The sequence below is a fragment of the Cedecea sp. NFIX57 genome (assembly GCF_900177785.1).
Classification (GTDB): Bacteria; Pseudomonadota; Gammaproteobacteria; order Enterobacterales; family Enterobacteriaceae; genus Cedecea; species Cedecea neteri_C.
In genome coordinates this window covers 21861-46472 of record NZ_FXAS01000026.1, presented here as the reverse complement: position 1 = coordinate 46472, position 24612 = coordinate 21861, and the positions used below count along the sequence as shown (strand labels likewise).

Here is a 24612-nt window from a genome sequence, read left to right as displayed (position 1 = left end):
TTCCCTTAATCCTTAACCGACGCTGTGTTCGAGGCTGATGGCTAATAATTTTTGTGCTTCCACCGCGAATTCGAGCGGTAACTCTGAGAACACGTCTTTGCAGAACCCGTTGACGATCATCGAGATGGCGTCATCTTCGCTGATCCCACGCTGCAGGCAGTAGAACAGCTGATCTTCACCAATGCGCGACGTGGTGGCTTCGTGCTCCAGCTGTGCCGTGTTGTTGCGGCACTCCACGTACGGGAAGGTGTGCGCCCCGCTGTCCGGCCCGATCAACATCGAGTCGCACTGGGTGAAATTGCGGGCGTTGGTCGCGGTAGGCATGATTTTCACCAGGCCACGATAGCTGTTCTGGCTATGACCGGCGGAGATCCCTTTCGAAATGATCGTCGATTTGGTGTTCTTGCCGATGTGGATCATTTTGGTGCCGGTGTCCGCCTGCTGATGGCCGGAGGTCAGCGCCACGGAGAAGAATTCGCCGATGGAGTTATCGCCACGCAGGATCACGCTCGGGTACTTCCAGGTGATAGCGGAGCCGGTTTCCGACTGCGTCCACGACATTTTGCTGTTCTCACCTTCGCACAGAGCGCGTTTGGTGACGAAGTTCAGGATGCCGCCGGTGTTGTTATCCCCCGGGAACCAGTTTTGCACCGTGGAGTACTTCACTTCCGCATCGCGATGAATAATCACTTCCACCACGGCGGCGTGGAGCTGGTAGCTGTCGCGCACCGGCGCGGAACAACCTTCGATGTAGCTCACGTAGCTGCCTTCATCCGCCACTAAAATAGTGCGTTCGAACTGACCGGTTTTTTCCGCGTTGATACGGAAATAAGTGGACAGCTCCATCGGGCAACGTACGCCTTTCGGGATGTAAATAAAGGTGCCGTCAGAGGCCACCGCGGCGTTAAGCGCGGCGAAGAAGTTGTCGTTAGACGGCACGACAGTACCCAGGTATTTTTTGACCAGCTCCGGGTAATCGTGAATGGCCTCGCCGAAGGAGCAAAAAATAATGCCCTGTTCAGAGAGTTTTTCGCGGTAAGTGGTTGCGACGGACACCGAGTCAAAAATGGCGTCAACCGCCACTTCGCTGCCTTCGCGCACCGGCACGCCCAGTTGCTTAAACGCGTCTTCGACTTCGTTAGTCAGGAAGGCGTTAGGCGGCTGCTGAACCGCGCCGGGCTGTGAGGCACAGGTATCGTCGCAGCTCCCGCAGGAAGGCGCGGAGTAATAGCTGTAATCCTGGTAATTCAGTTTGTCGTAATTCGCCTTGAGCCAGTGCGGCTCTTCCATTTTTAGCCATGCATGGAAGGCGTTGAGACGAAACTCCAGCATCCATTCGGGTTCGTTACGACGGGCAGAGATTGCCCGAACCACCTCTTCATTTATGCCCTTCGCCAGCTGCTCAGTTTGCAGCTCGGTGAAAAAGCCCTCTTTATAATTGAGGTTGCCGGTCCAGGTTTTGACATCGTCAGTTGCTTCAGTATTACGAGACATAGTACCGCCTATACCCCAAAGCTTTCGCCGCAGCCGCACTCGTGCTGCGCTTTCGGGTTATTAAATTTAAAGATCTGATTCAGGCCTTCACGCACGTAATCCACTTCCGTGCCGTCGATAAAAGGCATGGCGGAGAGCGGCACCCAAAGGCGCGCGCCGTCAAACTCATAGACCAGATCGTCCGGCTTCGGCTCGGTAACCGTGTCCAGCACGTAGCCAAAGCCAGCACAGCCTGTCTGCTTGATACTCAGGCGGATGCCCTTGAGTTCGGGTTGTTTTGCGGCCAGATCGCGGATATGCGCGCTGGCGGCCGGGGTCAGGGTCAGCCCCTGCCAGGCAAAATCATTGGGATCAAAGGAACCGGTTTGCACATCCATTCTTCACCTCATTATTCTCTGCGCCCGAAGGCCGATACCCTTATGTTAATGATAACAATTATCAATACAACGTTATGAAAACAGGGGTATTCGCGAAACGCTGGTTTTTTGGGCGTCTTTACTAAGGATAGACCGTCATGAAACTCTTGCAGATAGCGAAAAGAGCTGTTTAACCCACTGGTGTAAAAGGAAATATCAAAGATGAAAAACGGCTGAGCCGGGCAAGGCAAAAGATGTATAGAAAATATCTATTTATGTGATTGGAAACGCACTGAATGCGAAATTCACCACGAAAAGTACCAGTAATTTTCAGACATTCCACGGCGAAACTCCCTGTTCTGATTTATCAACTATCCTCCTGATAAAGAAAAGGGAGCTTAGCCTGATGCTAAAAATGATTATGGTCACCGCCCGCGATCGCGTGAGGCTGCAGGAAATCACCGGCGTTTTTCTCCGCTATGGATTGCAGGACATTGTGCGCTTGCTGGGCCTGTCCTCGCTGCATGACAAAATGCGTGGCGGCAGCCAACACGATGCTTTGCCGATGCCGCAGCGCCTGTGCGCGGCACTGGAAGAACTGGGTCCGACGTTTGTTAAGCTCGGGCAAATCCTCTCGACCCGCAGCGACCTGCTTGAACCCGCCTGGACGGAAGCGCTTAGCCAGTTAAATTCGAGCGCCAGCCCTCTGCCCTGGCCGCAGCTTGAACCGAGCGTTGTGGCGGCACTCGGGGCTGCGCCTGCTGAGGTTTTCACCACCTTTGATGAAACCCCGCTAGCCAGTGGCTCTATAGCGCAAATTCACCGGGCCACGCTGAAAAACGGCGACGAGGTTATCGTCAAAATTCAGCGCCCCGGGATTGAAACAACCCTCAAAGCCGACCTGCGTTTACTGCGTTATCTGGCAGAAAGCCTGGCCCAGCAGAGCGTGGCGCTCGCGCGCTTTCAGCCAGTGATGCTGGTGCGTTATCTGGAAAACGCTCTGAATCAGGAACTGGATTTTTGCCATGAGGCGGCCAACGGGGAAAAGATTTATCAGTTTTTCGCCGACAACGACGATATTGTCATCCCCAGGATTTATTGGGACTGGTGTCATCCCACATTGATGGTGCAGGCCTTTTTGCCCGGTGTGGCGCCGGTTGACGGCCAGCAGCTTGCCACCGCAGGATTTGACGGCCCATTGTTGGCACGTAAAGGCGCGACGGCGTTTATCAATATGCTCTTTGAACTGAGGACTTACCACGCAGATCCTCATCCCGGTAATGTCATGGCCCTGGCGGGTAACCGGGTCGGTTTTATTGATTTCGGCATGGTGGGAAGCCTGAGCGAGGCGCGGCGCGACGAGCTGTTGTCGCTGATTTATGCCATCAGCGAGCATGACGCCAGCGGCATTGTCGATGCCCTCATCGCCTGGAGTGGCAAGGAGGCATTAGAACTTACCGAATTAGAGCTGGCGGCCAGCTATTTCCTGCAAAAACAGGGCAACCTCCCGCTACAGCTGGGAAAAGCGCTGACCGATATGCTTTCCACCGTCAGGGAATTCCAGCTGGCGCTGCCGCCGGATTTGGTTTTGTTGTTTAAGGCGCTGATCACCGCGGACGGCGTATTGCTGAGAATGGATCCGCAGTTTGACATCCTTCGCATTCTTCGTCCGGTGATTAAGCGGGAGCTGTTAAAGCGCTATACCCGCCTCGGGAGCCGCAGACGCCTGCTTAAACTCGGCAACCAGCTTCTTGAGGGAGGTGATTCGTTGCCACAGACCCTCCGCCTGGTGATGCAAAGGCTTCGTCACGGCAAATTGCACGCGGACATTAACGTAGAGAATATTAACCAACTTGGAAAGTCGCTTGAACGTGCGGCTTCTACGCTGGCGCTGGCCCTTGTTTTATCCGCTCTGACGATGGCAATCGCGCCGTGGCTGTTCGGGCTGAACTGGACGCTGTTTGGCATCCCATTTTTCCCTGTGCTCGGCTTGTTGTGCGCCATTACAGGGAGCATATGGCTGGTATTTCGTCTGCTCAGGCGATGAGCTTTTACGACATCGGAGTCAAGTTCCGATGTCGTAGAACAATTAATGCACAGTATGCTGCAGCACCGGATAGGTAAACAGCAATAAATGGGCCATATTCAGCCCGACGTGAAACGCCACGGCAACCCACAGCCGCCCGCTCCACATCCACGCCAGACCGTAAATAAGCCCCGCCAGCGCGGCAAAAATAATCAGCAGCGGCCCACCGGCAAAATGCAGCCCGCCGAATATCACAGCTGAAATAATCAGCGCCATAACCGGAGGCATAAAGCCGGATAAACGTTGCTGGAGATAACCCCGAAATAACGCTTCTTCCGCCAGGGAAACAAAGAAAATATTCGCGAACAGGAACTGCACCAGCCACTGCGGGGAATGAGGCTCAATTTTTAAGCCACCCAGCGCCACCGCCAGCAACAATAGCCCAGGGATCAACGCAACCAGCAGGATCCACCCGAACTTAGCAGGCCGGGACTTCGGCTCGCTGACAAACAGCGATTTCATTACCACCAGCAAAATAAACGGCACCAGCGCTTTGTCGAAATTGTAATACATCGAGAAAGGCGCGCTTTGCGGCCCGGCACTCACCGAGTCCAGCACCTTTGGATTATGGAAACCAGGAATAACATGGATAGTCAGCGCTACCGAGGCGGCGACCAGCAAAAACTCAAGCACGTAACGAACGGGTTTTCCGTTTGCGGCTTTTAAATAAGCGACGGCAAGCATGGCGATTACCGCCAGTGAAGCCAGTGCCCACCAGTCGAGTACGCCATCAACGGCACCCCATAGTACGGTCGCGAGTAGCAATCCCAGGGAAATCTTTTTATTAAATTGTAAAACCAGTAAGGCGGCTGCCAGCAATATCCACATCGTTTTTCCTTAAGCCTGAAAATATCCGGAGGAAGGCTTTTTAGCAAAATGTGTTGTGGATATATAGTTTTTTAAGGAAATAATAACAAATTAAAACAATCCCACGTCCCTGAAGGCTGAACGTGGGATTAGGCTACACCACCGCCGTGGTCAGACGGGAGGTACAGCACAGCTGGTCTTGCTGATCGTAGATATCAATTTGCCACACCTGATGACGACGCCCCGCATGTACTGCGCGACAAACGCCGCGCACCACGCCTTCTCGCGCCGAGCGAATGTGGTTGGCATTGACCTCTAACCCAACCACCTTTTGATCGCCTTCGGTGCACAGGTAGCCCGCCACTGAACCCAGCGTTTCCGCGAGCACGACCGACGCGCCGCCGTGCAACAGGCCAAACGGCTGCCGGGTGCGCTCATCCACCGGCATGGTGGCCTCAATTTCGTTGTCGTCAAAACGCGTAAATTCAATGCCTACATGGCCGACCATATTGTTCGCGCCCATTTTGTTGAGCGCGGCAAGCGTGGCTTCACGTCGCCAAATCATCCGATAATCTCCAGAAGAGCCTGTAATGGATGCCGCACGCCGTTGCCCTCAACGCGCTTGACCTGGCTGCGGCAGGAGTAGCCGGTTGCCAGACAGCGGTTGCGCGGCAGGCGCTGCATCGCCTGATGCCAGGAGAGTTCATAAATGCCCAATGAATTGGCGAGATTTTTCACCTCGTGACCGTAAGTGCCAGCCATGCCGCAACAGCCAACACTTACGCTTTCGAGTTTCGCACCAAAACGAGCAAAAATACCGGCCCACTGATTCGGTGCCGCCGGCAACGCCGTCACTTCGGTGCAGTGGCCAAAGAGGTACCAAGCTTCTCCTCCCGCGCCCTGCACTTCCCGTTCTTTCAGCGCAGTCTGGAGCCATTCGTGCACCAGCTGAACCTGAAAATCTCCGCGTTCTTCGCCTAATGTCTGTTTGTATTCATCGCGATAGCACAGGACCAGCGCCGGATCGACGCCAACCATCGGCATACCCAGTTTCGCGATGCGGTTCAGGAACTCAGACGTTTTACTCGCCGTGCGCGCAAAACGCTGCAGGAATCCTTTAATGTGCTGGGCCTTACCGTTCGGCGAGAACGGCAGCACCACAGGCTCAAAGCCTAGCTTATCTGCAAGCTTAATAAAATCTGCCACTACCTGAGCATCGTAATAGCTGGTGAACGGATCCTGCACCACCAGCACCGTTTTAGCCCGCTGCTCATCGGAGTAACGCTCCAGCTGTTCCAGCGTGACGTTGGCGGAGCGGTGCCCGACCAGCTGCTGCTGCAGCGTCGGCGTAGACAGCATAGGCAGGTCGACCATGCCGATGTGCTTGCGGGACAAACTCTGCACCCACGGCTGACGCATAAAGAAGTTAAAGGTTTTCGGCGCACGCGACATCAGCGGTGCATAGCTCTCCACCGAGGCCACGACGTGATCGCGCAGCGGGCGCAGATAGCGCGTGTGGTAAAGCTGCAGAAAACGAGAGCGGAACTCCGGCACGTCGATTTTAATCGGGCATTGGGTAGAGCAGGCTTTACAGGCCAGGCAGCCGGACATCGCCTCTTTCACTTCGTGGGAAAAATCGTATTCGCCTTTGCTGGCGTGCCACGAGTTGCGGGTACGCTCGATCAGCCCCCGCAGGCTGGCGCGCTGCTCCGGCAGCTGTTTCTCAAGCACAAGCGGGTCAACGCCGCGCTCGGCTAGCAGCCGCAGCCATTCACGGGTCAGCGTGGCCCGTCCTTTCGGGGAGTGAATGCGGTTGCTGGAGATCTTCATCGACGGGCACATCGGGCTTTTCACATCGAAGTTAAAGCACAGGCCGTTGCCGTTGCACTCCATCGCGCCGCGCCAGGAAGTGCGCACCGCAATCGGGATTTGCCGGTCAAACGTCCCGCGCTTAACGGCATCGACCTGCATCATCGGGTCGTCCACGCCGAGCGGTGGGCAAATTTTGCCAGGATTGAGCCGGTTAGCCGGGTCAAACGCGGCCTTAATGCGGCGCAGCTCTTCATACAGCGTTTCACCGAAAAAGGCCGGGCTGTACTCGGCGCGGAACCCTTTACCGTGTTCACCCCACAGCAGACCGCCGTATTTTGCCGTCAGCGCTACCACATCGTCGGAGATGCTTTTCATCAACATTTCCTGCTGCGGGTCGCACATATCCAGCGCGGGGCGAACATGCAATACGCCAGCATCAACGTGGCCAAACATTCCATAACTCAGGTTGTGGCTATCCAGCAGCGCGCGGAACTCCACAATGTAGTCCGCCAGATGTTGAGGTGGCACACAGGTGTCTTCAGCAAACGGAATCGGTTTAGCCTGACCTTTGGCGTTCCCCAGCAGGCCAACGGCTTTTTTCCGCATACCGTAGATTTTTTCTATACCGGCCAGCTCATCACAGACCTGCCAGCCAATCACCCCACCCTCGCCTTCGGCCATCAGTGCATCAAGGCGAGCACATAGCTCAGTGACCTGGCCGTCGATAAGCGCCTGGTCGTCCCCGGCAAATTCAACGATGTTCAGCCCGAGCATCTCTTTATTTGGCACGTCGGTGATCAGCTCACTGACCGAGTGCCAGACGATGTCTTCCCGCGCCAGGTTCAGGACTTTGGAATCGACGGTTTCCACCGACAGCGCCCGAGCGTCCACCATAAAGGGTGCGTTTCGCAGGGCGGAATCGAAGGAGTCGTACTTGACGTTCACCAGCCGGCGCACCTTCGGCAAGCGGGTGATGTCCAGCTTCGCCTCGGTGATGAACGCCAGCGTCCCCTCGGAGCCGGTAAGAATACGGGTTAAATCGAACTTGCTCAGGTCGTCATTAAAAACATGGCGCAGGTCATAGCCGGTGAGGAAACGGTTAAGTTTGGGAAATTTATCGATAATCAGCTCGCGCTGTTCGCGGCAGCGCTCAAGCACGGTGCGGTAGATTTTCCCACTGGTGGTCTCTTCGCGACCCAGTTCTTCGGCAAGCCCGGTTGCCATCTGGTGCGTGTCCAGAATTTCGCCGTCCATCAGCACGGCGCGCACACCCAGCACATGATCGGAGGTTTTACCGTACACCAGCGACCCCTGCCCGGAGGCATCGGTGTTGATCATCCCGCCCAGCGTGGCGCGGTTACTGGTCGACAGTTCCGGGGCAAAGAAGTAGCCGTGCGGCTTCAGGAACTGGTTGAGCTGATCTTTAATGACCCCAGCTTCCACCCGCACCCAACCTTGCTCCGGATTAATTTCGATGATGCGATTCATGTAGCGGGACATGTCCACCACGATGCCGCCGTTAAGCGACTGCCCGTTGGTGCCGGTGCCGCCGCCGCGCGGGGTAAACACCAGGGATTTAAAGCGCTCTTCGGCGGCCACGCGGGTAATCAACGTGACGTCTGCGGTTGAACGAGGGAAAAGCACCGCATCCGGCAGCAGTTGGTAAATGCTGTTATCGGTCGCCATGGTCAGGCGGTCTGCGTAGCTGGTGGCGGTATCGCCGGTAAAGCCCTGTTGCTCCAGTGATGCTAAATAGCTGAGCACCAGCTGAACGACGCCAGGTGCCTGAGAAATTTGTGGGATCATTGACGGGTCGACCCTGTGTTGCTTAGTAAGAGTTATCGTTTGCGTGTCTGTTTTGTTTTTATCATATTCCGTCGCGATTTGCGGCTGTTATTTCAGATAACGCGAAGCGAAATGCGCCTGTCAATAATCGAGGAAATACATCATCATTAAATTATCGCCATGCGAATTTAGCGCGGGTGCATTTTATTGAGGTGATTCTTCCTATGATCAAAGTCAGTCAGCCAAAGGATCTGCTGCAGATCCTGCTGTCCGTGCTGTTTATTTCCGTGATGATTCTCGCCTGTCTGTGGATTGTCCGCCCATTTGTTTTAGGCTTCGCCTGGGCCGGAACCATCGTCATTGCAACCTGGCCGCTGCTCATCAAATTGCAAAAGCTGCTGTGGGGCAAACGCTCCCTTGCGGTGCTGGTGATGACGCTGCTGCTGCTAATGCTGTTTGTCATCCCGGTCGCTATGTTAGTGAACAGCCTGGTGGACAACAGCGGCCCGGTGATTAACTGGGCAACCAAAGGGCACATGGCGCTGCCCGCCTTCGAATGGCTGCACAGCATCCCGCTTATCGGCGATAAGCTTTACAGCGGCTGGAACACGCTGGTGAGCAGCGGCGGCAGCGCGATTATGGAAAAAGTCCGCCCTTATATCGGCACGACGACCAGTTGGTTTCTCGGCCAGGCTGTGCATATTGGCACCCTGCTGGTGCATCTCGGCCTGATGCTGCTGTTCAGCGTGCTGCTGTATGCCAAAGGTGAAACGCTGGGGAACGGCATTCGCCACTTCGCCTTCCGTCTGGCAGACAAACGTGGCGATGCTGCCGTGCTGCTGGCTGGCCAGGCGATTCGCGCCGTAGCGCTGGGCGTGGTTGTCACTGCGCTCGCGCAGGGCGTGCTGGGCGGTATTGGCCTCGCAGTGTCCGGCATTCCTTACGCCGCATTGCTCACCGTACTGATGGTGCTTAGCTGCCTGATTCAGCTTGGCCCGCTGGTGATTCTGGTGCCCGCCATAATCTGGCTGTACTGGAGCGGGGATACCACCTGGGGAACAGTGCTGCTGGTGTGGAGCTGCGTCGTCGGCACCATGGACAATGTGATTCGTCCGGTCCTTATCCGCATGGGCGCGGACTTGCCGATGATCCTGATTCTCTCCGGCGTTATCGGCGGCCTGATTGCCTTCGGGATGATTGGTCTGTTTATCGGCCCGGTGCTGCTGGCGGTTTCTTATCGGCTGATTTCAGTCTGGATGCATGAAGCACCTGCCCCGCAGGACGATCCGCATGAAGTGGTCGAACTGCTTGAGGAGCAGGAGACGCTGAATGTGAAGAAATAAATAAAGGGCTGGGAGGGATTGGGGTGTTTTTTGGCCAACAGCTCCTTTTGCCACTGTCTGGCGTTGGTATTTATCAGCCCCAGGTTTTCCGTTCACCACAAGCTCAGTTCTCTATGCGACGACCGTAAACCGGTAACGTGTCAGGGGGCATTACGCCATGCCCCCTGACAACCCCCGACGCCCGGCGAGCTCATCGCCGCTGAAGCGGTAAACCCACCGGCTATCACCCAAACATTCGGGGTCGTTCGCGATTCGTTCCCGACGATCGCTCTCTTTCGCTGTTCCCGACAGCTCAACCCCGCCTGAGTTGGGTCATAACCGGGGGCGCTGAGAGCCGGGAACAAGGGCGTGGCTGTAGGACTTGAAGCAACTATGACTTTCAGAATGGCTGTGGGCTAAAAGCGAGGCACGGTTCCGGCTTAAATCGCCTCCGTTTTCTCTCCGACTGGCCAGGGGCCGGCCGTCGGGAACGGCCGGAGGTTGAGAGCGTCGGGAACGCATCTCAGCCGACCCAGGACTGGGAGATAAAACGGAGGTCTGCCGCTTCAGCGGTCGATTTATTTCGCCGGGAGTCCGGGGGCTCGGGGGAGTGACGGTGACTCCCCCGAGCCGTTCACCCTCTCTGTGATGGCATATAAATTCGTACTTGAGGTGAACGGAGCCTAATCCAGCTAGCATAATGTGACCATGCGATAACTCGCGCCTAAAGCAGTGACTTAACGCAAATGGTTAATAAGTCTAATCAATAACGCCTTTTTCCCTCGCTATTCCAGCCATTGAAGCCCCCACTCCGGGCTATGCTGTCTCAAGTTATTTACCTTCTGTTAACGATTGAGACGAATCTGAGTGACGCCACTTAGCGAGATGCCTACTATTTAACTCACGGTTATGAATCAACACGTTGATTTATAAACATCGAAATCCCCTGAGTGAAACAACGAATTGCTGTGTGTAGTCTTTGCCCATCTTGAAGATGGGCTTTTTTTTATTCTGATTTCGCAAAGTGATTGATAAGCGCCCCATGTAGAACCAGCGGCGCAACGGTCAGGTGGCTCTGCCCTTCTACCAGCGTAAAATCAACCCGAGTCGGGGCCTTAGCTATCAAGGCATTAGCCATTTCACGATTGCCATCCACCATCGCTCTCTGCCCACGATGTTTTAATAGCGCGGCACGCTTCTCTTCCGACAGCCTGGCCTCCTGCGGCTGCAGTGACTGTTCATAACTTCCCACAGAGAGCGATAGCTGAGCATTTCCCTCATCAGGCCGCCAGTTTTTTGCCATTCGCAGCAGATAGCGGTCGTTCCACCACACCGAAGGGCTTGAGGCGTAATAATGCTGGAAAGCGCCCGGCGAGGTCATAAACAGCCAGGTAGTGAAAAGTCCACCATAGGAATGACCAAACAGAGCCTGCCGCTGCAGATTAATTTTCCATTTCTTTTCGACCCAGGGCCGAAGCTCAGCGTCAATAAACTGCCAGAACTTCTGCGCTTCACCGGGTGTACCTGGCGGATAAGTGCCTCCCGCCGGATTAGGCTCCAGCACGACTTTATCCACCGCAGGGCGATAATCGCGCTCCCGACGGCTGTTTCCCGGGTAGTCAATCGCCACCACGACGCCCGGTGTTAACGGGCAACGTTCGCAGGTCAGGCGCTGCATCAGCGACACCGCACCGGGGAAGACGGACTCGCCGTCCAGAAGATAAATCACCGGCCAGCCCTCTGACGGGGCTTCGCCTTCAGGCCAGGAAACCATAATTTTATATTCACCGTTTTCCGGCGAATGCAGACTGTGTACCAGCGTATTCGCCAGCGTGTAGGGCTTATCTTCGATGACCGTTGCCCCCGAGGGGGCAGCAAGTGCGATAAGCGCCATAAGCAGATAGCGCAAAAGTTCTCCTTACCAGCGATAGCTGACGGTGGCGGTTAAGGTGCGGCCAATGCCGTAGAAACAGGCCGAATCCGATGCACAGGATGCCACGTATTTTGTGTCCGCAAGGTTGTTGACGTTGAATTGCAAGGCTGCCCCTTTCAAATCAGGGCTAACTTCACCTAACTCGTAACGCAGCATGGCGTCATAGAGATCCACGGCCGCCACTTTAAAGGTATTTTTCGCATCGCCATAGCTGGTGCCGATGTAGCGAACCCCGACACCTGCCGTCAGGTTTTTCAGCATACCTTCAGGAACAGTGTAACTGCCCCACGCCGACGCCATATGCGTTGGAACACGAGCGGGGGTTTTTCCTTCGGTACCCGCCACCGTGGTGCTCACGGTTTCCGTATCCGTCCAGGTGTAAGACCCTATCAGGTTGAGGCTGTTAAACAGCGTGGAATGCACCTCCGCCTCCAGCCCTTTAGAACGGATCTCACCGGCGTTTTCGAACCAGCCCAGCGCGCTGTTATAGGTTCCAACGTTTGTCTGGCGAAGATCGAACAGCGCCAGTGTCATGAAGGTCTCTTTCAGCGGCTGATACTTCAGGCCCACTTCGGTCTGCTTGCCCAGGCTTGGGTCGAACGGCGCAGCGCCTGGCGCGCGGTTGGTCTGCAGATTTGGTTCAAATGAGGTGCTGTAGCTGATATACGGCGACAGGCCGAAATCAAAGGCGTAAAGCAGCCCGGTGCGCCAGGTGAATTTACTGTCATTCTGCTGCGTCGTTTTGCTTTTTAACCTGTCCGTCGTGCGCACTTCGGCCCAGTCGTAACGCCCGGAAAGCAGCAGTTGCCAGTTATTCCAGCTGAGCTGATCCTGCAGGTAGACGCCCGTCTGGTCGAGATTCTGCTGGTCGTCGTTCACCGCGCTGAAGGTACTTTCGTCCACATTGAGGCCATACACCGGGTTCGGCCAGTACAGATCGTATTTCGCTCCGGTGCCCCGGCTGAGCTGCTGCCGGTCATGGTTAGACTTGTAATCCAGGCCGCCTAACAGCGTATGCCCCAACGCGCCGGTATCAAACTGCGCCTCAAGCTGGTTATCGATGCCAAACTCATCGGTATCACGCGTTTCTCGCTGCGCACGGCGCGAAAGTAACGTGTCGCTCTTCGAGGTGGAGTACACGAGGTAACGGTACTTTTGTTTGATGCTGGCGTAACGGGCATTCTGGCGGAAGGTGAAGATATCGTTGAAGCTGTGCTCGAACTCATAGCCCACCATCGTTTGCTCACGCCACGACTGGTCGTAACTGGGATCGCTGACGTTAAAGTCCAGCGGGATATACCCCGCCGCGGTTTCCGTCACCAGGCCTGCGGCAGGCAAGAAGTTCCGATAGCCCGCCTTCGGATCTTTCAGGTAGCTGGTCAGCAAAGTAAAGCGAGTTTGATCGTTGGGATACCAGGTCAACGCTGGCGCAATCGCGATGCGCTGTTCTTTGTAATCGGCAACCTGACTGTGCTGCGTGCGGGCAATCCCGTTTAAGCGATAAAGTACCCGATTATCGTCGCTTAGCGAGCCGCCAAAATCAAAAGCCCCCTCGGCCAGATGCTGGTTGCCTGAGCGGAACTGCAATTCATGTATCGCTTCCCTTGTCGGGCGCTTGCTGGTCATGCTGATAAGCCCGCCGGGGTTTACCTGGCCGAACAGCACGGACGCCGGGCCGCGCACCAGCTCCACTCGCTCAAGCAACCACGGGTCAAACGTCCCGGTCTGGGAAGACGCCGTCGCCCCATAGCTCAGTCCGTCGAGATACTTCGGTACATAGCTGAAGCCCCGCACAAACACCTCATCGTTGCGGTTCGAACTGCCCCGATACTCCGTCAGCACCCCGGCCGAGTAGCGTAAAGCCTGTGACACGGAGGTGACATCCTGCGCGTTCATTTGGTCGCGGGTAATCACCGAAACCGACTGCGGCGTTTTGAGCAAATCAGCCGCAGTTTTCGTGGCGGACAGCGTTTTGGTGGCCACCATCCCCTTAAGCGGCGCGGAAGGATCCTCACTAACCGAGCCGGTGACCACCAGAGTTTCCTCGCTGACCTGCCGCTCCTGCGCCTGAACGCCGTTTCCCATCCCCAGGGCACTGAATCCCATCAGCCAAAGGCCGTGGGTTACCTTATTATTTTTAAAGTGCATGACCGTAACATCCCATGTGATTAGGTGAATTAAGTTCGCCTTTCTCTCCTGTTACGTTTTGTCGTAAAACGCAACGACTCGCAATGTTATTGAAAATCAATCTCATTTGCATTAGCGTGTATGCACTTTTTTATCAGGAATGATAAGCACGATGAGAGCCGCGTGGAGCGCATTAATGTTGGGACTTTGTTCAGCGTCGGCGGTGGCCGCGACCTGTACTTTTACCGGCAGCCAGGGTGAGCAGGATGGGAAGTTCGACGCCAGCGGCGAAATCTGCTTTGGGCTTCCGGCACTGGGTGAAAACTACGCCAATGTCCGGTTGAGCGGCGTAACCGACGCCAGCCTGGTGGACAGCAAAGGCAGGCTCTGGCGCTCCCTGGTGGAAAACGGGCCGGTGGATGGCAAGCATAATCCGCTTTTTGCCCTGCCCGTCGGCCAGCCTTCTACGCTGGTGCTTCGCGGTGAACCCGGAAGGCGCTGGCTGTTCCGCTGGCAGATTCGTGAAACCGTCCCGCTCAAGCGTAACGACGAACAATCCCCGGAAAGTCCGGCGCTACTGGCGCTTGAGCAAGCGTTAAGCCACGGCGCAAGCACCGAAGCCTTCTGGCAGGAAAGACGTGAACAGGGGACGCCACTGATCGAGCCCATCGATGCCACTCGCAAACGCGTGACGTTCCTGTGGCGAGGCGCACAGGGCAACGTGTTTGTGCTCGGTTCACCGGCCGGTGACCATGACCCAATGTTCCGCCTCGGCCACTCCGACGTTTGGTACCGCAGCTATGTGGTACCGGCGGATACGCTTATGCAGTACAAACTTGCCCCCGACGTTCCCCTTGTGGAAGGCACCGCGCGCGACCAGCGTCGGGCGATTCTGGTGTCGGCCCAGACCGACCCGCTCAACCCGCAATTCAGCCCCGCAGGCAAAGGCGACCGCTGGAGTCGTTTCTCACTTTTGGACCTGACCACCCACCGCTATTTTACCCCGCAGGCCACCACCGAGCCGATTCGGCAAGGCTCCCTGGTTCGCTATCAGGTAGAAAGCAAAAAGCTGGCAAACCGTCGGGAAGTCACCGTCTACCGGCCACGCGGCGGGCAGCCCGCCCGCTGGACGCTGATGCTGTTCGATGGCCGCATGTACCAGGACCGTTATCACCTCGCCAATGTGCTGGATGGCCTGATAGCCCGTCATGCCCTGCCGCCGGTAAACGCCGTGTTTATCGACAGCCTCGACGGTGAGCGACGGGAAAAAGAGCTGCCGCCCAATCCCGATTTCGCCGATTTTATGGCCGAAGAGCTGGTGCCGTGGCTGCGCCGACAGGGCATCACCACTCCGGCACAAAAAACCATCGTGGCAGGCTCCAGCTACGGCGGCCTGGCTTCGGCCTGGGTGGCGCTGCGCCATCCAGAAGCGTTTGGCAACGTGCTGAGTTTGTCCGGCTCTTACTGGTGGGCACCCGAGGGCGAAGCGCCCGGATGGTTAACCCGGCAGTATCAGGCGTCACCGCGCCTGCCAGTGCGTTTTTGGCTGCAGGCGGGGCGCTTTGAAAGCAAAGGCGCAGACGGCGGCATTTACCGCAATACGCAACAGCTTGAAGCTGTGCTGCGTGAAAAGGGCTATGAGGTGAGTTTTAATCCCTGGTCGAGCGGGCATGATTACGCCGCCTGGTGCGAGGCCATTATTACCGGCATGAAGGATTTGATTAGGCGGGGATAAGTGTCGGCCCGGTGCCCGCATAAAGCAGGCAGGCACCGGCCCGGCTCCCTTCTCTTTGTTGAAGAGAAGGGTTAAACGTTACTTGTTCAGTTCGGCAAGGCTTAGCCAGGTTTGCACCACGGTGTCCGGGTTCAGGGACAGGCTGTCAATCCCCTCTTCCATCAGCCAGGCGGCAAAGTCTTCGTGATCGGACGGCCCCTGGCCGCAGATCCCGACGTATTTGCCCTGCTTCTTCGCCGCTTTGATTGCCATCGACAGCAGCGCTTTCACCGCGTCGTTGCGCTCGTCAAACAGTTCAGACACCACGCCAGAGTCGCGATCCAGCCCCAGCGCAAGCTGCGTCATGTCGTTCGAGCCGATGGAGAAGCCGTCAAAGTATTGCAGGAATTCATCCGCCAGCAGGGCGTTGGACGGGATCTCACACATCATGATGATCTTCAGCCCGTTCTCACCGCGCTTCAGGCCCTGACGCTCCAGCTCCTCAACCACTGCTTTGGCCTGGGCAACGGTACGCACAAACGGCACCATCACTTCGACGTTGGTCAGGCCCATTTCGTTACGTACGCGCTTCATGGCCGCGCATTCCAGCGCGAAGCAATCGCGGAAGCTGTCCGCCACGTAGCGACCTGCCCCACGGAAGCCCAGCATTGGGTTCTCTTCTTCCGGCTCATAACGCTCGCCGCCCACCAGGTTGGCGTATTCGTTAGATTTGAAGTCAGACAGGCGTACGATCACGCGCTTCGGCCAGAACGCCGCGCCCAGGGTCGCGATCCCTTCAGTCAGGCGGCCCACGTAGAACTCAACCGGGTCGTCATAGCCTTTCATCATCGTGCGGATTTCCGCCTGCAGCGCGGGCTCCTGCTGGTCGAACTCCAGCAGCGCACGCGGGTGCACGCCAATCATGCGGTTAATGATAAATTCCAGACGCGCCAGGCCAACGCCTTCGTTCGGCAGGCAGGCGAAGTCAAACGCACGATCCGGGTTGCCGACGTTCATCATAATTTTCAGCGGCAGATCCGGCATGGTATCAACCGTAGAGCTTTTCACGGTGAAGTCGAGGAGCTCCGCGTAAACGTAGCCGGTGTCGCCCTCGGCACAGGAAACGGTCACGTTCTGACCATCTTTCATGCGCTCGGTGGCATCGCCGCAGCCTACAACGGCTGGAATACCAAGCTCACGCGCGATAATTGCCGCGTGGCAGGTACGTCCGCCACGGTTGGTGACGATCGCCGCCGCTTTTTTCATGATCGGTTCCCAGTCCGGGTCGGTCATGTCGGTGACCAGCACGTCGCCCGGCTGGATGCGGTTCATTTCGCTGATGTCGTGGATCACTTTTACCGGGCCAGCGCCGATGCGGTGCCCAATCGCGCGGCCTTCCGCCACGATCTGCCCCTGCGCATGCAGCTGGTAGCGTTCCATTACCTGGCCCTGAGAACGCACTGTTTCCGGGCGAGCCTGAACGATGAACAGCTTGCCGGTGTGGCCGTCTTTGGCCCACTCGATGTCCATCGGGCGGCCATAATGCTTTTCGATTTGTACAGCTTGTTTAGCCAGTTCCTGAATCTCTTCCTGAGTAATACAGAAACGGTCACGGTCAGCTTCCGGCACGTCTTCAATTCGTACCTGCTTGCCGTGTTCCTGAGTTGGGGCATAAACCATGCGGATCTTTTTCGAGCCCATGGTACGGCGAACGATGGCCGGATTGCCTGCCTCAAGCGTTGGCTTATGGACGTAGAATTCATCCGGGTTTACGGCGCCCTGCACCACCATTTCACCCAGGCCCCACGCGGCGGTGATAAACACCACCTGGTCGAAACCGGACTCGGTATCAATGGAGAACATGACCCCGGAAGAAGCAAGGTCGGAGCGCACCATGCGCTGAACACCAGCCGAGAGCGCCACGCCACGATGGTCGTAGCCCTGATGCACACGGTAGGAAATTGCACGGTCGTTAAACAGCGAGGCGAAAACGTGTTTCACCGCCACCAGCACGGCATCATAGCCCTGCACATTGAGGAAGGTTTCTTGTTGCCCGGCAAAGGAAGCGTCCGGCATATCTTCCGCAGTGGCAGAAGAACGCACCGCAAAAGAGGCTTCGGCATCATCGGAGGAAAGCGTTTGGTAGGCTTCACGAATGGCATGCTCCAGCTCAGGCTGGAAAGGCGTGTCAATAATCCACTGGCGAATCTGCGCCCCGGCTTTCGCCAGCTCGCTCACATCGTCAATATCGGTTTTATCCAGCAGCTCGTAGATACGCTGGTTCACGCCGCTCTGGTCGAGAAACAGGTTAAACGCCTCGGCGGTGGTCGCAAAACCGTTCGGGACGGAAACGCCCATACCCGAAAGATTGGTAATCATTTCACCCAGGGAGGCATTTTTGCCTCCGACCCTGTCTACATCATTCATGCCGAGTTGGTTATACCAAAGCACCAGCGGTGACGAGCCGTTATTGGACATCGAAACAATCCTTTTTTAAATGAATGGGTACAAGAAACACCAGACTTCGTATTTAGCTTTGCATATTCTTAGGGGGGAATGAAACCAGTGAATCGTTCAAGCAAAATAAAATATGACATTTTCGGATAGATCCGCTCATTTCATAAACCATTGATTATCATATAATCCTCACAATGATAATGGGTATAGTATTGATTTGAATATATTTCCGATGGTTTATTAAATTTAAAAACGCTATTTCACTTTTTAAATTAAGATTAGCGCTACTCGGAATCCCTTGTTTTACTTTATGCTTTAGGGAAACCGGTTCCCCGTTCAGGAATAAAAATGGATAATTTAGTCGATCGTCAGGTATTTTGTATTTCCGATGGCACTGCCATTACCGCTGAAGTACTCGGTCACGCGGTGATGTCACAATTCCCGGTATCTATCAACAGTATTACGTTGCCGTTTGTTGAAAATGAAAGTCGCGCCAAAGCGGTAAAAGAGCAGATTGACGCTATTTATCAGCAAACCGGAGTGCGTCCGCTGGTGTTTTATTCCATCGTGCTGCCCAATATCCGCGACATCATTATGCAGAGCGAAGGCTTCTGTCAGGATATCGTGCAAACGCTGGTAGCCCCGCTGCAGCAGGAGCTAAAACTCGATCCGACTCCAGTGGCCCACAGAACGCATGGCCTTAACCCAGGCAACCTGACGAAATACGACGCCCGTATTGCCGCCATTGATTACACGCTGGCGCACGACGACGGGATTTCGATGCGCAATCTCGATCAGGCGCAGGTCATTTTGCTGGGCGTGTCACGCTGTGGCAAAACCCCGACCAGCCTCTACCTCGCGATGCAGTTTGGCATTCGCGCCGCGAACTACCCTTTTATTGCCGATGATATGGACAACATTCAGCTTCCTGCGGTGCTTAAACCGCTGCAGCACAAGCTTTTTGGCCTGACCATCAACCCTGAGCGCCTGTCCGCCATTCGAGAGGAACGCCGTGAAAACAGCCGCTATGCCTCTCTCCGCCAGTGCCGTCTGGAAGTCGCCGAAGTGGAAGCCCTGTTCCGTAAAAACCAGATTCGCTACCTCAACAGTACCAACTACTCTGTTGAAGAGATGGCGACCAAAATTCTCGACATTATGGGACTGAATCGCCGCATGTACTAAGAAACTAGTACAAAAGATCAAGCGTGTATGCTAGGGTGTACAGACTGCGGTGGGGCAATCCTTTCGCCAAAGCAGGCCTGATGTTGAAATCGGTCAGCTTTGGTTTATTGTGATCCCCATCACTTCCCGGTAAATCTGCCGCAGAGAAGACAAAATTTCTGAGACACCCAATGAACAAAACAGATGAATTGCGAACCGCGCGCATCGACAGCCTGGTGACACCGGCTGAGTTAACCGAGCGCTTCCCGGTTTCCGCTGAGGTTGCCCAGCACGTTACCGCTGCCCGCCGCCGGATAGAAAAGATCCTGACCGGCGAAGACAAACGCCTGCTGGTGATCGTCGGCCCTTGCTCGATCCACGATCTTGACGCCGCGATGGACTATGCTCGCCGCCTCAAAACGCTGCGTGAAAAACATCAGGATCGCCTTGAGATCGTGATGCGCACCTATTTCGAAAAACCGCGCACCGTGGTTGGCTGGAAAGGGTTAATTTCCGATCCTGATCTGAACGGCAGCTACCGCATTAACTATGGCCTCGAACAGGCCCGCCGCCTGCTGCTGCAGGTCAACGAACTGGGTGTCCCTACCGCGACAGAATTCCTGGATATGGTGACCGGGCAGTATATCGCCGACCTGATTAGCTGGGGCGCGATTGGCGCACGCACGACCGAAAGCCAGATCCACCGCGAAATGGCGTCCGCACTCTCCTGCCCGGTCGGCTTTAAAAATGGCACCGATGGCAATACCCGCATAGCAGTGGACGCCATTCGCGCCGCGCGTGCCAGCCACATGTTCCTCTCCCCAGATAAACAAGGGCAGATGACGATTTACCAGACCAGCGGTAACCCTTACGGCCATATCATTATGCGCGGGGGCAAGCAGCCGAATTACCACGCGGAAGACATTGCTGCCGCCTGCGACACGCTGAGCGCGTTTGACTTGCCTGAACATCTGGTGATTGATTTCAGCCACGGAAACTGCCAGAAGCAGCACCGCCGCCAGTTGGATGTTTGCGAGGATGTTTGCACGCAAATTCGCAATGGTTCTCGGGCAATTGCCGGGATCATGGCGGAAAGCTTCCTGAAAGAAGGGACGCAGCAAATCGTTGCCGGCCAGCCCCTGACTTACGGGCAGTCGATCACCGATCCTTGCCTTAACTGGGAAGATACGGAAACGCTGGTCGCTATGCTGTCGCAGGCTACTGACCGACGCTTCTAATTCAGGCTACCGGCGGGAACGGAATAACCCGCCGGATATCATAGCATTACGCCTCACGACAACTCGCCCGCCAGGAAATTCCCTGATTCACATAATTATTACAAATAATGCTTGCTGCTGATTCGGCTTTTTCTGATAATGATTCTCATTGTTACACTGATTGTCATTTGTAAACAGAGTGAAGCGTATGGACAAACCATTCACCCCCGCCCGCCCGCAGCCCGCGACAGAGCCTCGTCAGGTGGACAGCAAAGCGCTGCTCGGCGTTGAAGGCCGCGTTGTTATCGTCCATGAAGGGCAACAATATCTGTTACGCCAGACTCAGGCCGGGAAACTGATCCTGACCAAATAAATTAAACAAACCGTTCCCCAAATCAAAAAAGGGGAAATTAGCCAGCCACCCAGGTCATCCCCAGGCAGCCAGCGCTTTCGAAATTCCTTAGGAGAGTTGCGCTATGCCTTGCACCAACACAGCAGGTTTTCGTCTGTCTGTACTCACGTTAGCCGTATTTACCGCCCTGCCCGCTTTCGCGAAAGACGAGCAAATGACCGTGGTTGCCACCGGTAACCAACGCAGCACTTTCGAAGCCCCGATGATGGTGAGCGTTATCGACGCAAATTCACCGGAGAGCCAGACGTCCACTTCCGCCGCTGACATGCTGCGTAAAGTACCGGGGATCACCATCGACGGCACCGGACGTACCAACGGCCAGGACATCAATATGCGCGGTTACGACCGCCGCGGCGTGCTGACTCTGGTCGATGGCATTCGTCAGGGCACCGACACCGGCCACCTGAACAGCACGTTCCTCGATCCTGCGCTGATTAAACGTATTGAAGTGGTTCGTGGCCCGGCAGCTCTGCTGTACGGCAGCGGCGCGCTGGGCGGCGTTATTTCCTATGAAACCGCCGATGCGGCCGATCTGTTATTTGACGGCCAAAACAGCGGCTTCCGCGTCTTCGGCACCGGCGGTACCGGCGACCACAGTATCGGCATGGGCGCCAGCGCCTTTGGCCGTACCGATAACCTGGACGGCGTTGTCGCCTGGTCCAGCCGCGATCGCGGTAATCTGCGCCAGAGCAACGGCGAAACCGCACCGAATGACGAAAACATCGGCAACCTGCTGACCAAAGGCACCTGGTATATCGATTCGGCTCAGTCGCTGTCCGGCTCCCTGCGTTACTACAATAATAATGCCCAGGAACCGAAAAACCCGCAGACGCCGGATGCCTCAGCCTCCAGCAACCCAATGACCAATCGCTCCACCATTCAGCGTGACGCGCAGCTGAAATACCACCTCGGCCCGCAGGATAACGACTGGCTGAACGCCACCGCAACTGCCTACTGGTCTGAAGCTCGTATCAACGCCGAAACCCCGAACCAGGGCGGTGAATTCCGTAAACAGACGACCAAAGGCGGCAAGCTCGAAAACCGCAGCCGCCTGTTTAACGACAGCTTCGCGGCCAACTTGCTGACCTACGGCAGCGAATATTACCGTCAGGAGCAGGCTCCTGGTGGCCTGACGACCGGCTTCCCACAGGCGAAAATCAACTTTGGTTCCGGCTGGCTGCAGGATGAAATCACCCTGCGCGACCTGCCGATTTCTATCCTGGCCGGGACGCGCTATGACAACTACAGCGGCAGCAGCCAGGGCTATAAAGACGTGGATGCCGACAAGTGGTCATCACGCGGGGCGGTTTCCGTCACGCCAACCGACTGGCTGATGCTGTTTGGTTCCTATGCGCAGGCGTTCCGTGCGCCGACCATGGGCGAGATGTACAACGACTCCAAGCACTTCTCTATCGGCACTCGTTACACCAACTATTGGGTACCAAACCCGAACCTGCGTCCGGAAACCAATGAAACGCAGGAATACGGCTTCGGTCTGCGCTTCGACAATCTGGCGATGGCTAACGACGGCCTGGAATTCAAAGCCAGCTATTTCGATACCAAAGCGAAAGATTACATCTCTACCACCGTGGACTTCGCCAAAGCGACCACCATGTCCTATAACGTGCCAAAAGCCAAAATTTGGGGCTGGGACGTAACCGCGAAGTACACCGCCGATCTGTTCAGCCTGGATACCGCCTATAACCGCACTCGCGGTAAAGATGAAGATACCGGCGAGTACATTTCCAGCCTGAACCCGGACACCGTCACCACCACCCTGGACATCCCTGTGTCACACAGCGGCTTCTCTGTGGGCTGGGTCGGCACCTTCGCCGAGCGTTCCACCCACATCAGCAGCTCCTATGCACAGCAGCCGGGCTACGCGGTCAGTGATTTTTATGTCAGCTATAAAGGGCAGCAGCAGCTGCGGGGTTTAACCACCACGCTGGTGTTTGGCAACGCCTTCGATAAAGAGTACTGGTCACCGCAGGGTCTCCCGCAGGATGGCCGTAACGGTAAAATTTTCGTGAGCTATCAATGGTAAAGGAGTTTTTCATGAGTCAGCGTTACGACAGCTGGATCCAGCTTAAGCAAGAACACCCGAAGAAATATGCCCGGGATATCGCCAAACTGATGCAAATCAGTGAAGCGGAACTGACCCATGCCCGCGTCGGACACGACGCATGGCGCCTGAATGGCGATGTGAAAGAGATCTTCGCCGCGTTGGAAGCCGTGGGTGAAACCAAGTGTATCTGCCGCAACGAATATGCCGTTCACGAGCAGGTAGGCCGCTTTGAGAACCAGCACCTGAACGGCCACGCCGGGCTGGTGCTGAACCCACGCGCGCTGGATTTGCGTTTGTTCCTGAATCAGTGGGCAAGCGTGTTCCACGTCCGTGAAGAGACTTCGCGCGGTGAGCGTCAAAGCATTCAATTCTTTGACCATCAGGGTGACGCACTGCTGAAGGTGTACACCACCGACAACACCCATGTTGAAGCCTGGAGCGAAGTCCTGACCCGCTTCATCCACACCGACAACCCGGCGCTAGAGATCAAAGCCGCTGAAGAAGCGGTGATGACCCCAACCGTCGAAGCCGACAAAGTGGATGCTGAATGGCGCGCGATGACCGACGTGCACCAGTTCTTCCAGTTGCTGAAACGCCACCAGCTGACTCGTCAGCAGGCTTTCCGCCTGGTGAAAGACGATCTGGCCTGTCGCGTAGACAACGAAGCGCTTTCCCAGTTACTGAACCAGGCGAAAGAAGACGGTAATGAGATCATGATTTTCGTCGGCAACCGCGGCTGCGTGCAGATCTTCACCGGTGAAATCCGCAAAGTGGTGCCGATGGAAAACTGGGTCAACGTTTTCAACCCGGAATTCACCCTGCACCTGATGGGCGACACCATCGCCGAAAGCTGGGTAACCCGCAAACCAACCGCCGACGGCCACGTGACCAGCCTTGAGTTGTTCGCCGCCGACGGCACGCAAATTGCCCAGCTGTACGGCCAGCGCACTGAAGGCCAGCCTGAGCAAGAGCAGTGGCGCCTGCAAATTGAAGCGCTGATCGGCAAAGGGTTAGCGGCATGAAACGCCTGCTACTCGCCATCCTCGCCCTGCCATTAATGGCAGGTGCGGCAGAGCGCGTGGTAACCATCGGTGGCGATGTCACCGAGATTGCCTGGGCTCTGGGTGCGGGTCAGGATGTGGTGGCTCGTGATAGCACGAGCCTCCATCCCGATGCCGTGAAAAAACTGCCGGATGTGGGCTACCTGCGCCAGCTTAATGCCGAGGGCATTCTCGCCATGCGCCCAACGCTGGTCCTCGCCAGCGCTCAGGCTCAGCCTTCCATGGCGCTGAAGCAAGTAGAAGCCAGCAAAGTGAAGGTGGTTACCGTCCCGGCGGAAAATACTCTCGAGAGCATTGATGCCAAAGTGGCCGCAGTGGCTACCGCGCTAGGTAAAACGGCCGAAGGCGACAAACTCCGCAAAACGCTTCACGACCAGCTAGCGGCGATCCTGGCTAAACCCTTGGGCAAAAAAGTGTTGTTCATTATGAGCCACGGCGGAATGACCGCTATGGCTGCCGGGCAGGAAACCGCTGCGGATGCTGCGATTCATGCCGCCGGGCTGGACAATGCCATGCAGGGCTTCAAGCGCTACCAGCCTCTGTCCCAGGAAGGCGTGATCGCCAGCAAACCTGATCTGATCCTGGTCACCACCGATGGGGTGAAAACCCTCGGCGGGGAAGCTAACGTCTGGGCGTTACCAGGGCTTGCACAAACGCCAGCCGGGAAAAATAAGCAGCTGATGGTCGTCGATGACATGGCGCTACTCGGTTTTGGGATTGATACCCCACAAACGATCCTCGCCCTGCGCAAAAAAGCGGAGCAACTGCCGTGATACGCCGACCTCTGCCTCACCATGCCCTGT

Annotated in this window: 17 protein-coding genes and 1 other RNA gene; 10 read left to right on the top strand and 8 right to left on the bottom strand. The window is 56.1% G+C overall.

Features of this window, described 5'->3' with window-relative positions; genetic code table 11:
* Positions 1–12 precede the first annotated feature (12 nt).
* The gene (gene sufB, locus B9Y90_RS19500) at positions 13–1494 is read right to left on the bottom strand and encodes a Fe-S cluster assembly protein SufB (RefSeq protein WP_008456512.1); all 1482 of its coding nucleotides are present in this window, start codon (positions 1492–1494) and stop codon (positions 13–15) included.
* A gap of 8 nt (positions 1495–1502) precedes the next feature.
* A complete protein-coding gene (sufA, locus tag B9Y90_RS19495; RefSeq protein WP_039292468.1) occupies positions 1503–1871 on the bottom strand; it encodes a Fe-S cluster assembly scaffold SufA in 369 nt (122 codons plus the stop codon).
* Positions 1872–2256: 385 nt separating this feature from the next.
* On the opposite strand from sufA, the gene B9Y90_RS19490 reads away from it, so the two are divergent.
* Entirely contained in the window at positions 2257–3897 is a 1641-nt protein-coding gene (locus B9Y90_RS19490; RefSeq protein ID WP_085542244.1) for an ABC1 kinase family protein, read from the top strand.
* A 42-nt stretch (positions 3898–3939) separates the two neighbouring features.
* Here the strand turns inward: B9Y90_RS19490 and B9Y90_RS19485 are convergent, their stop codons facing one another.
* The 3 genes from B9Y90_RS19485 to ydiJ form a co-directional block, all read right to left on the bottom strand.
* The gene (locus B9Y90_RS19485; RefSeq protein WP_085542243.1) at positions 3940–4764 is read right to left on the bottom strand and encodes a CPBP family intramembrane glutamic endopeptidase; all 825 of its coding nucleotides are present in this window, start codon (positions 4762–4764) and stop codon (positions 3940–3942) included.
* Between the two features lie 133 nt (positions 4765–4897).
* Positions 4898–5308, bottom strand: coding sequence for a 1,4-dihydroxy-2-naphthoyl-CoA hydrolase (gene menI, locus B9Y90_RS19480; protein ID WP_008456522.1), 411 nt, complete (start codon positions 5306–5308; stop codon positions 4898–4900).
* On the bottom strand, positions 5305–8361 hold the full coding sequence (gene ydiJ, locus B9Y90_RS19475) for a D-2-hydroxyglutarate dehydrogenase YdiJ (protein WP_085542242.1): 3057 nt from the start codon (positions 8359–8361) through the stop codon (positions 5305–5307). Before ydiJ ends, menI begins: the two co-directional genes overlap by 4 nt.
* A 203-nt stretch (positions 8362–8564) precedes the next feature.
* On the opposite strand from ydiJ, the gene ydiK reads away from it, so the two are divergent.
* Both ydiK and rprA read left to right on the top strand, forming a co-directional pair.
* Entirely contained in the window at positions 8565–9683 is a 1119-nt protein-coding gene (gene ydiK / locus B9Y90_RS19470; protein WP_085542241.1) for an AI-2E family transporter YdiK, read from the top strand.
* A gap of 882 nt (positions 9684–10565) precedes the next feature.
* Positions 10566–10672: antisense sRNA RprA (gene rprA, locus B9Y90_RS19465), an RNA gene on the top strand.
* Here rprA and B9Y90_RS19460 read toward each other — a convergent pair.
* Both B9Y90_RS19460 and B9Y90_RS19455 read right to left on the bottom strand, forming a co-directional pair.
* The gene (locus B9Y90_RS19460; RefSeq protein ID WP_085542240.1) at positions 10669–11571 is read right to left on the bottom strand and encodes an alpha/beta hydrolase; all 903 of its coding nucleotides are present in this window, start codon (positions 11569–11571) and stop codon (positions 10669–10671) included. The two genes, rprA and B9Y90_RS19460, sit on opposite strands and share 4 nt — an antisense overlap.
* 9 nt (positions 11572–11580) lie before the next feature.
* Complete coding sequence (locus tag B9Y90_RS19455; protein ID WP_139827419.1) at positions 11581–13743, bottom strand: TonB-dependent siderophore receptor; 2163 nt, start codon at positions 13741–13743, stop codon at positions 11581–11583.
* A 151-nt stretch (positions 13744–13894) separates the two neighbouring features.
* On the opposite strand from B9Y90_RS19455, the gene B9Y90_RS19450 reads away from it, so the two are divergent.
* A complete protein-coding gene (locus B9Y90_RS19450; protein ID WP_085542239.1) occupies positions 13895–15457 on the top strand; it encodes an alpha/beta hydrolase-fold protein in 1563 nt (520 codons plus the stop codon).
* A gap of 78 nt (positions 15458–15535) precedes the next feature.
* On the opposite strand, the gene ppsA is transcribed toward B9Y90_RS19450, so the two are convergent.
* Positions 15536–17914: a phosphoenolpyruvate synthase gene (gene ppsA / locus B9Y90_RS19445; protein WP_085542238.1), complete on the bottom strand. Its 2379-nt coding sequence runs from the start codon at positions 17912–17914 to the stop codon at positions 15536–15538.
* A gap of 327 nt (positions 17915–18241) precedes the next feature.
* On the opposite strand from ppsA, the gene ppsR reads away from it, so the two are divergent.
* The 6 genes from ppsR (at position 18242) to B9Y90_RS19415 (ending at position 24582) form a co-directional block, all read left to right on the top strand.
* Positions 18242–19075, top strand: coding sequence for a posphoenolpyruvate synthetase regulatory kinase/phosphorylase PpsR (gene ppsR / locus B9Y90_RS19440; RefSeq protein ID WP_085542237.1), 834 nt, complete (start codon positions 18242–18244; stop codon positions 19073–19075).
* Between the two features lie 170 nt (positions 19076–19245).
* Positions 19246–20292 (top strand): 3-deoxy-7-phosphoheptulonate synthase AroH, encoded by a 1047-nt coding sequence (aroH, locus tag B9Y90_RS19435; RefSeq protein WP_085542236.1) that lies wholly within the window; start codon positions 19246–19248, stop codon positions 20290–20292.
* Between the two features lie 187 nt (positions 20293–20479).
* Positions 20480–20644, top strand: coding sequence for a hemin uptake protein HemP (gene hemP, locus B9Y90_RS19430; protein ID WP_039292411.1), 165 nt, complete (start codon positions 20480–20482; stop codon positions 20642–20644).
* Between the two features lie 103 nt (positions 20645–20747).
* Complete coding sequence (locus B9Y90_RS19425; RefSeq protein WP_085542235.1) at positions 20748–22727, top strand: TonB-dependent hemoglobin/transferrin/lactoferrin family receptor; 1980 nt, start codon at positions 20748–20750, stop codon at positions 22725–22727.
* A gap of 11 nt (positions 22728–22738) precedes the next feature.
* Complete coding sequence (locus tag B9Y90_RS19420; RefSeq protein ID WP_085542234.1) at positions 22739–23770, top strand: hemin-degrading factor; 1032 nt, start codon at positions 22739–22741, stop codon at positions 23768–23770.
* On the top strand, positions 23767–24582 hold the full coding sequence (locus B9Y90_RS19415) for a heme/hemin ABC transporter substrate-binding protein (protein WP_085542233.1): 816 nt from the start codon (positions 23767–23769) through the stop codon (positions 24580–24582). The genes B9Y90_RS19420 and B9Y90_RS19415 overlap by 4 nt, the downstream gene beginning before the upstream one ends.
* The last annotated feature ends 30 nt before the right edge of the window (positions 24583–24612 follow it).

Coding starts and splice junctions, on each gene's coding strand:
- ppsA (WP_085542238.1), bottom strand. CDS start 17,914: ATGTCCAATAACGGCTCGTCACCGCTGGTGCTTTGGTATAACCAACTC.
- menI (WP_008456522.1), bottom strand. CDS start 5,308: ATGATTTGGCGACGTGAAGCCACGCTTGCCGCGCTCAACAAAATGGGC.
- B9Y90_RS19420 (WP_085542234.1), top strand. CDS start 22,739: ATGAGTCAGCGTTACGACAGCTGGATCCAGCTTAAGCAAGAACACCCG.
- hemP (WP_039292411.1), top strand. CDS start 20,480: ATGGACAAACCATTCACCCCCGCCCGCCCGCAGCCCGCGACAGAGCCT.
- ydiJ (WP_085542242.1), bottom strand. CDS start 8,361: ATGATCCCACAAATTTCTCAGGCACCTGGCGTCGTTCAGCTGGTGCTC.
- sufA (WP_039292468.1), bottom strand. CDS start 1,871: ATGGATGTGCAAACCGGTTCCTTTGATCCCAATGATTTTGCCTGGCAG.
- B9Y90_RS19485 (WP_085542243.1), bottom strand. CDS start 4,764: ATGTGGATATTGCTGGCAGCCGCCTTACTGGTTTTACAATTTAATAAA.
- sufB (WP_008456512.1), bottom strand. CDS start 1,494: ATGTCTCGTAATACTGAAGCAACTGACGATGTCAAAACCTGGACCGGC.
- B9Y90_RS19450 (WP_085542239.1), top strand. CDS start 13,895: ATGAGAGCCGCGTGGAGCGCATTAATGTTGGGACTTTGTTCAGCGTCG.
- B9Y90_RS19455 (WP_139827419.1), bottom strand. CDS start 13,743: ATGCACTTTAAAAATAATAAGGTAACCCACGGCCTTTGGCTGATGGGA.
- ydiK (WP_085542241.1), top strand. CDS start 8,565: ATGATCAAAGTCAGTCAGCCAAAGGATCTGCTGCAGATCCTGCTGTCC.
- aroH (WP_085542236.1), top strand. CDS start 19,246: ATGAACAAAACAGATGAATTGCGAACCGCGCGCATCGACAGCCTGGTG.
- B9Y90_RS19415 (WP_085542233.1), top strand. CDS start 23,767: ATGAAACGCCTGCTACTCGCCATCCTCGCCCTGCCATTAATGGCAGGT.
- B9Y90_RS19490 (WP_085542244.1), top strand. CDS start 2,257: ATGCTAAAAATGATTATGGTCACCGCCCGCGATCGCGTGAGGCTGCAG.
- ppsR (WP_085542237.1), top strand. CDS start 18,242: ATGGATAATTTAGTCGATCGTCAGGTATTTTGTATTTCCGATGGCACT.
- B9Y90_RS19425 (WP_085542235.1), top strand. CDS start 20,748: ATGCCTTGCACCAACACAGCAGGTTTTCGTCTGTCTGTACTCACGTTA.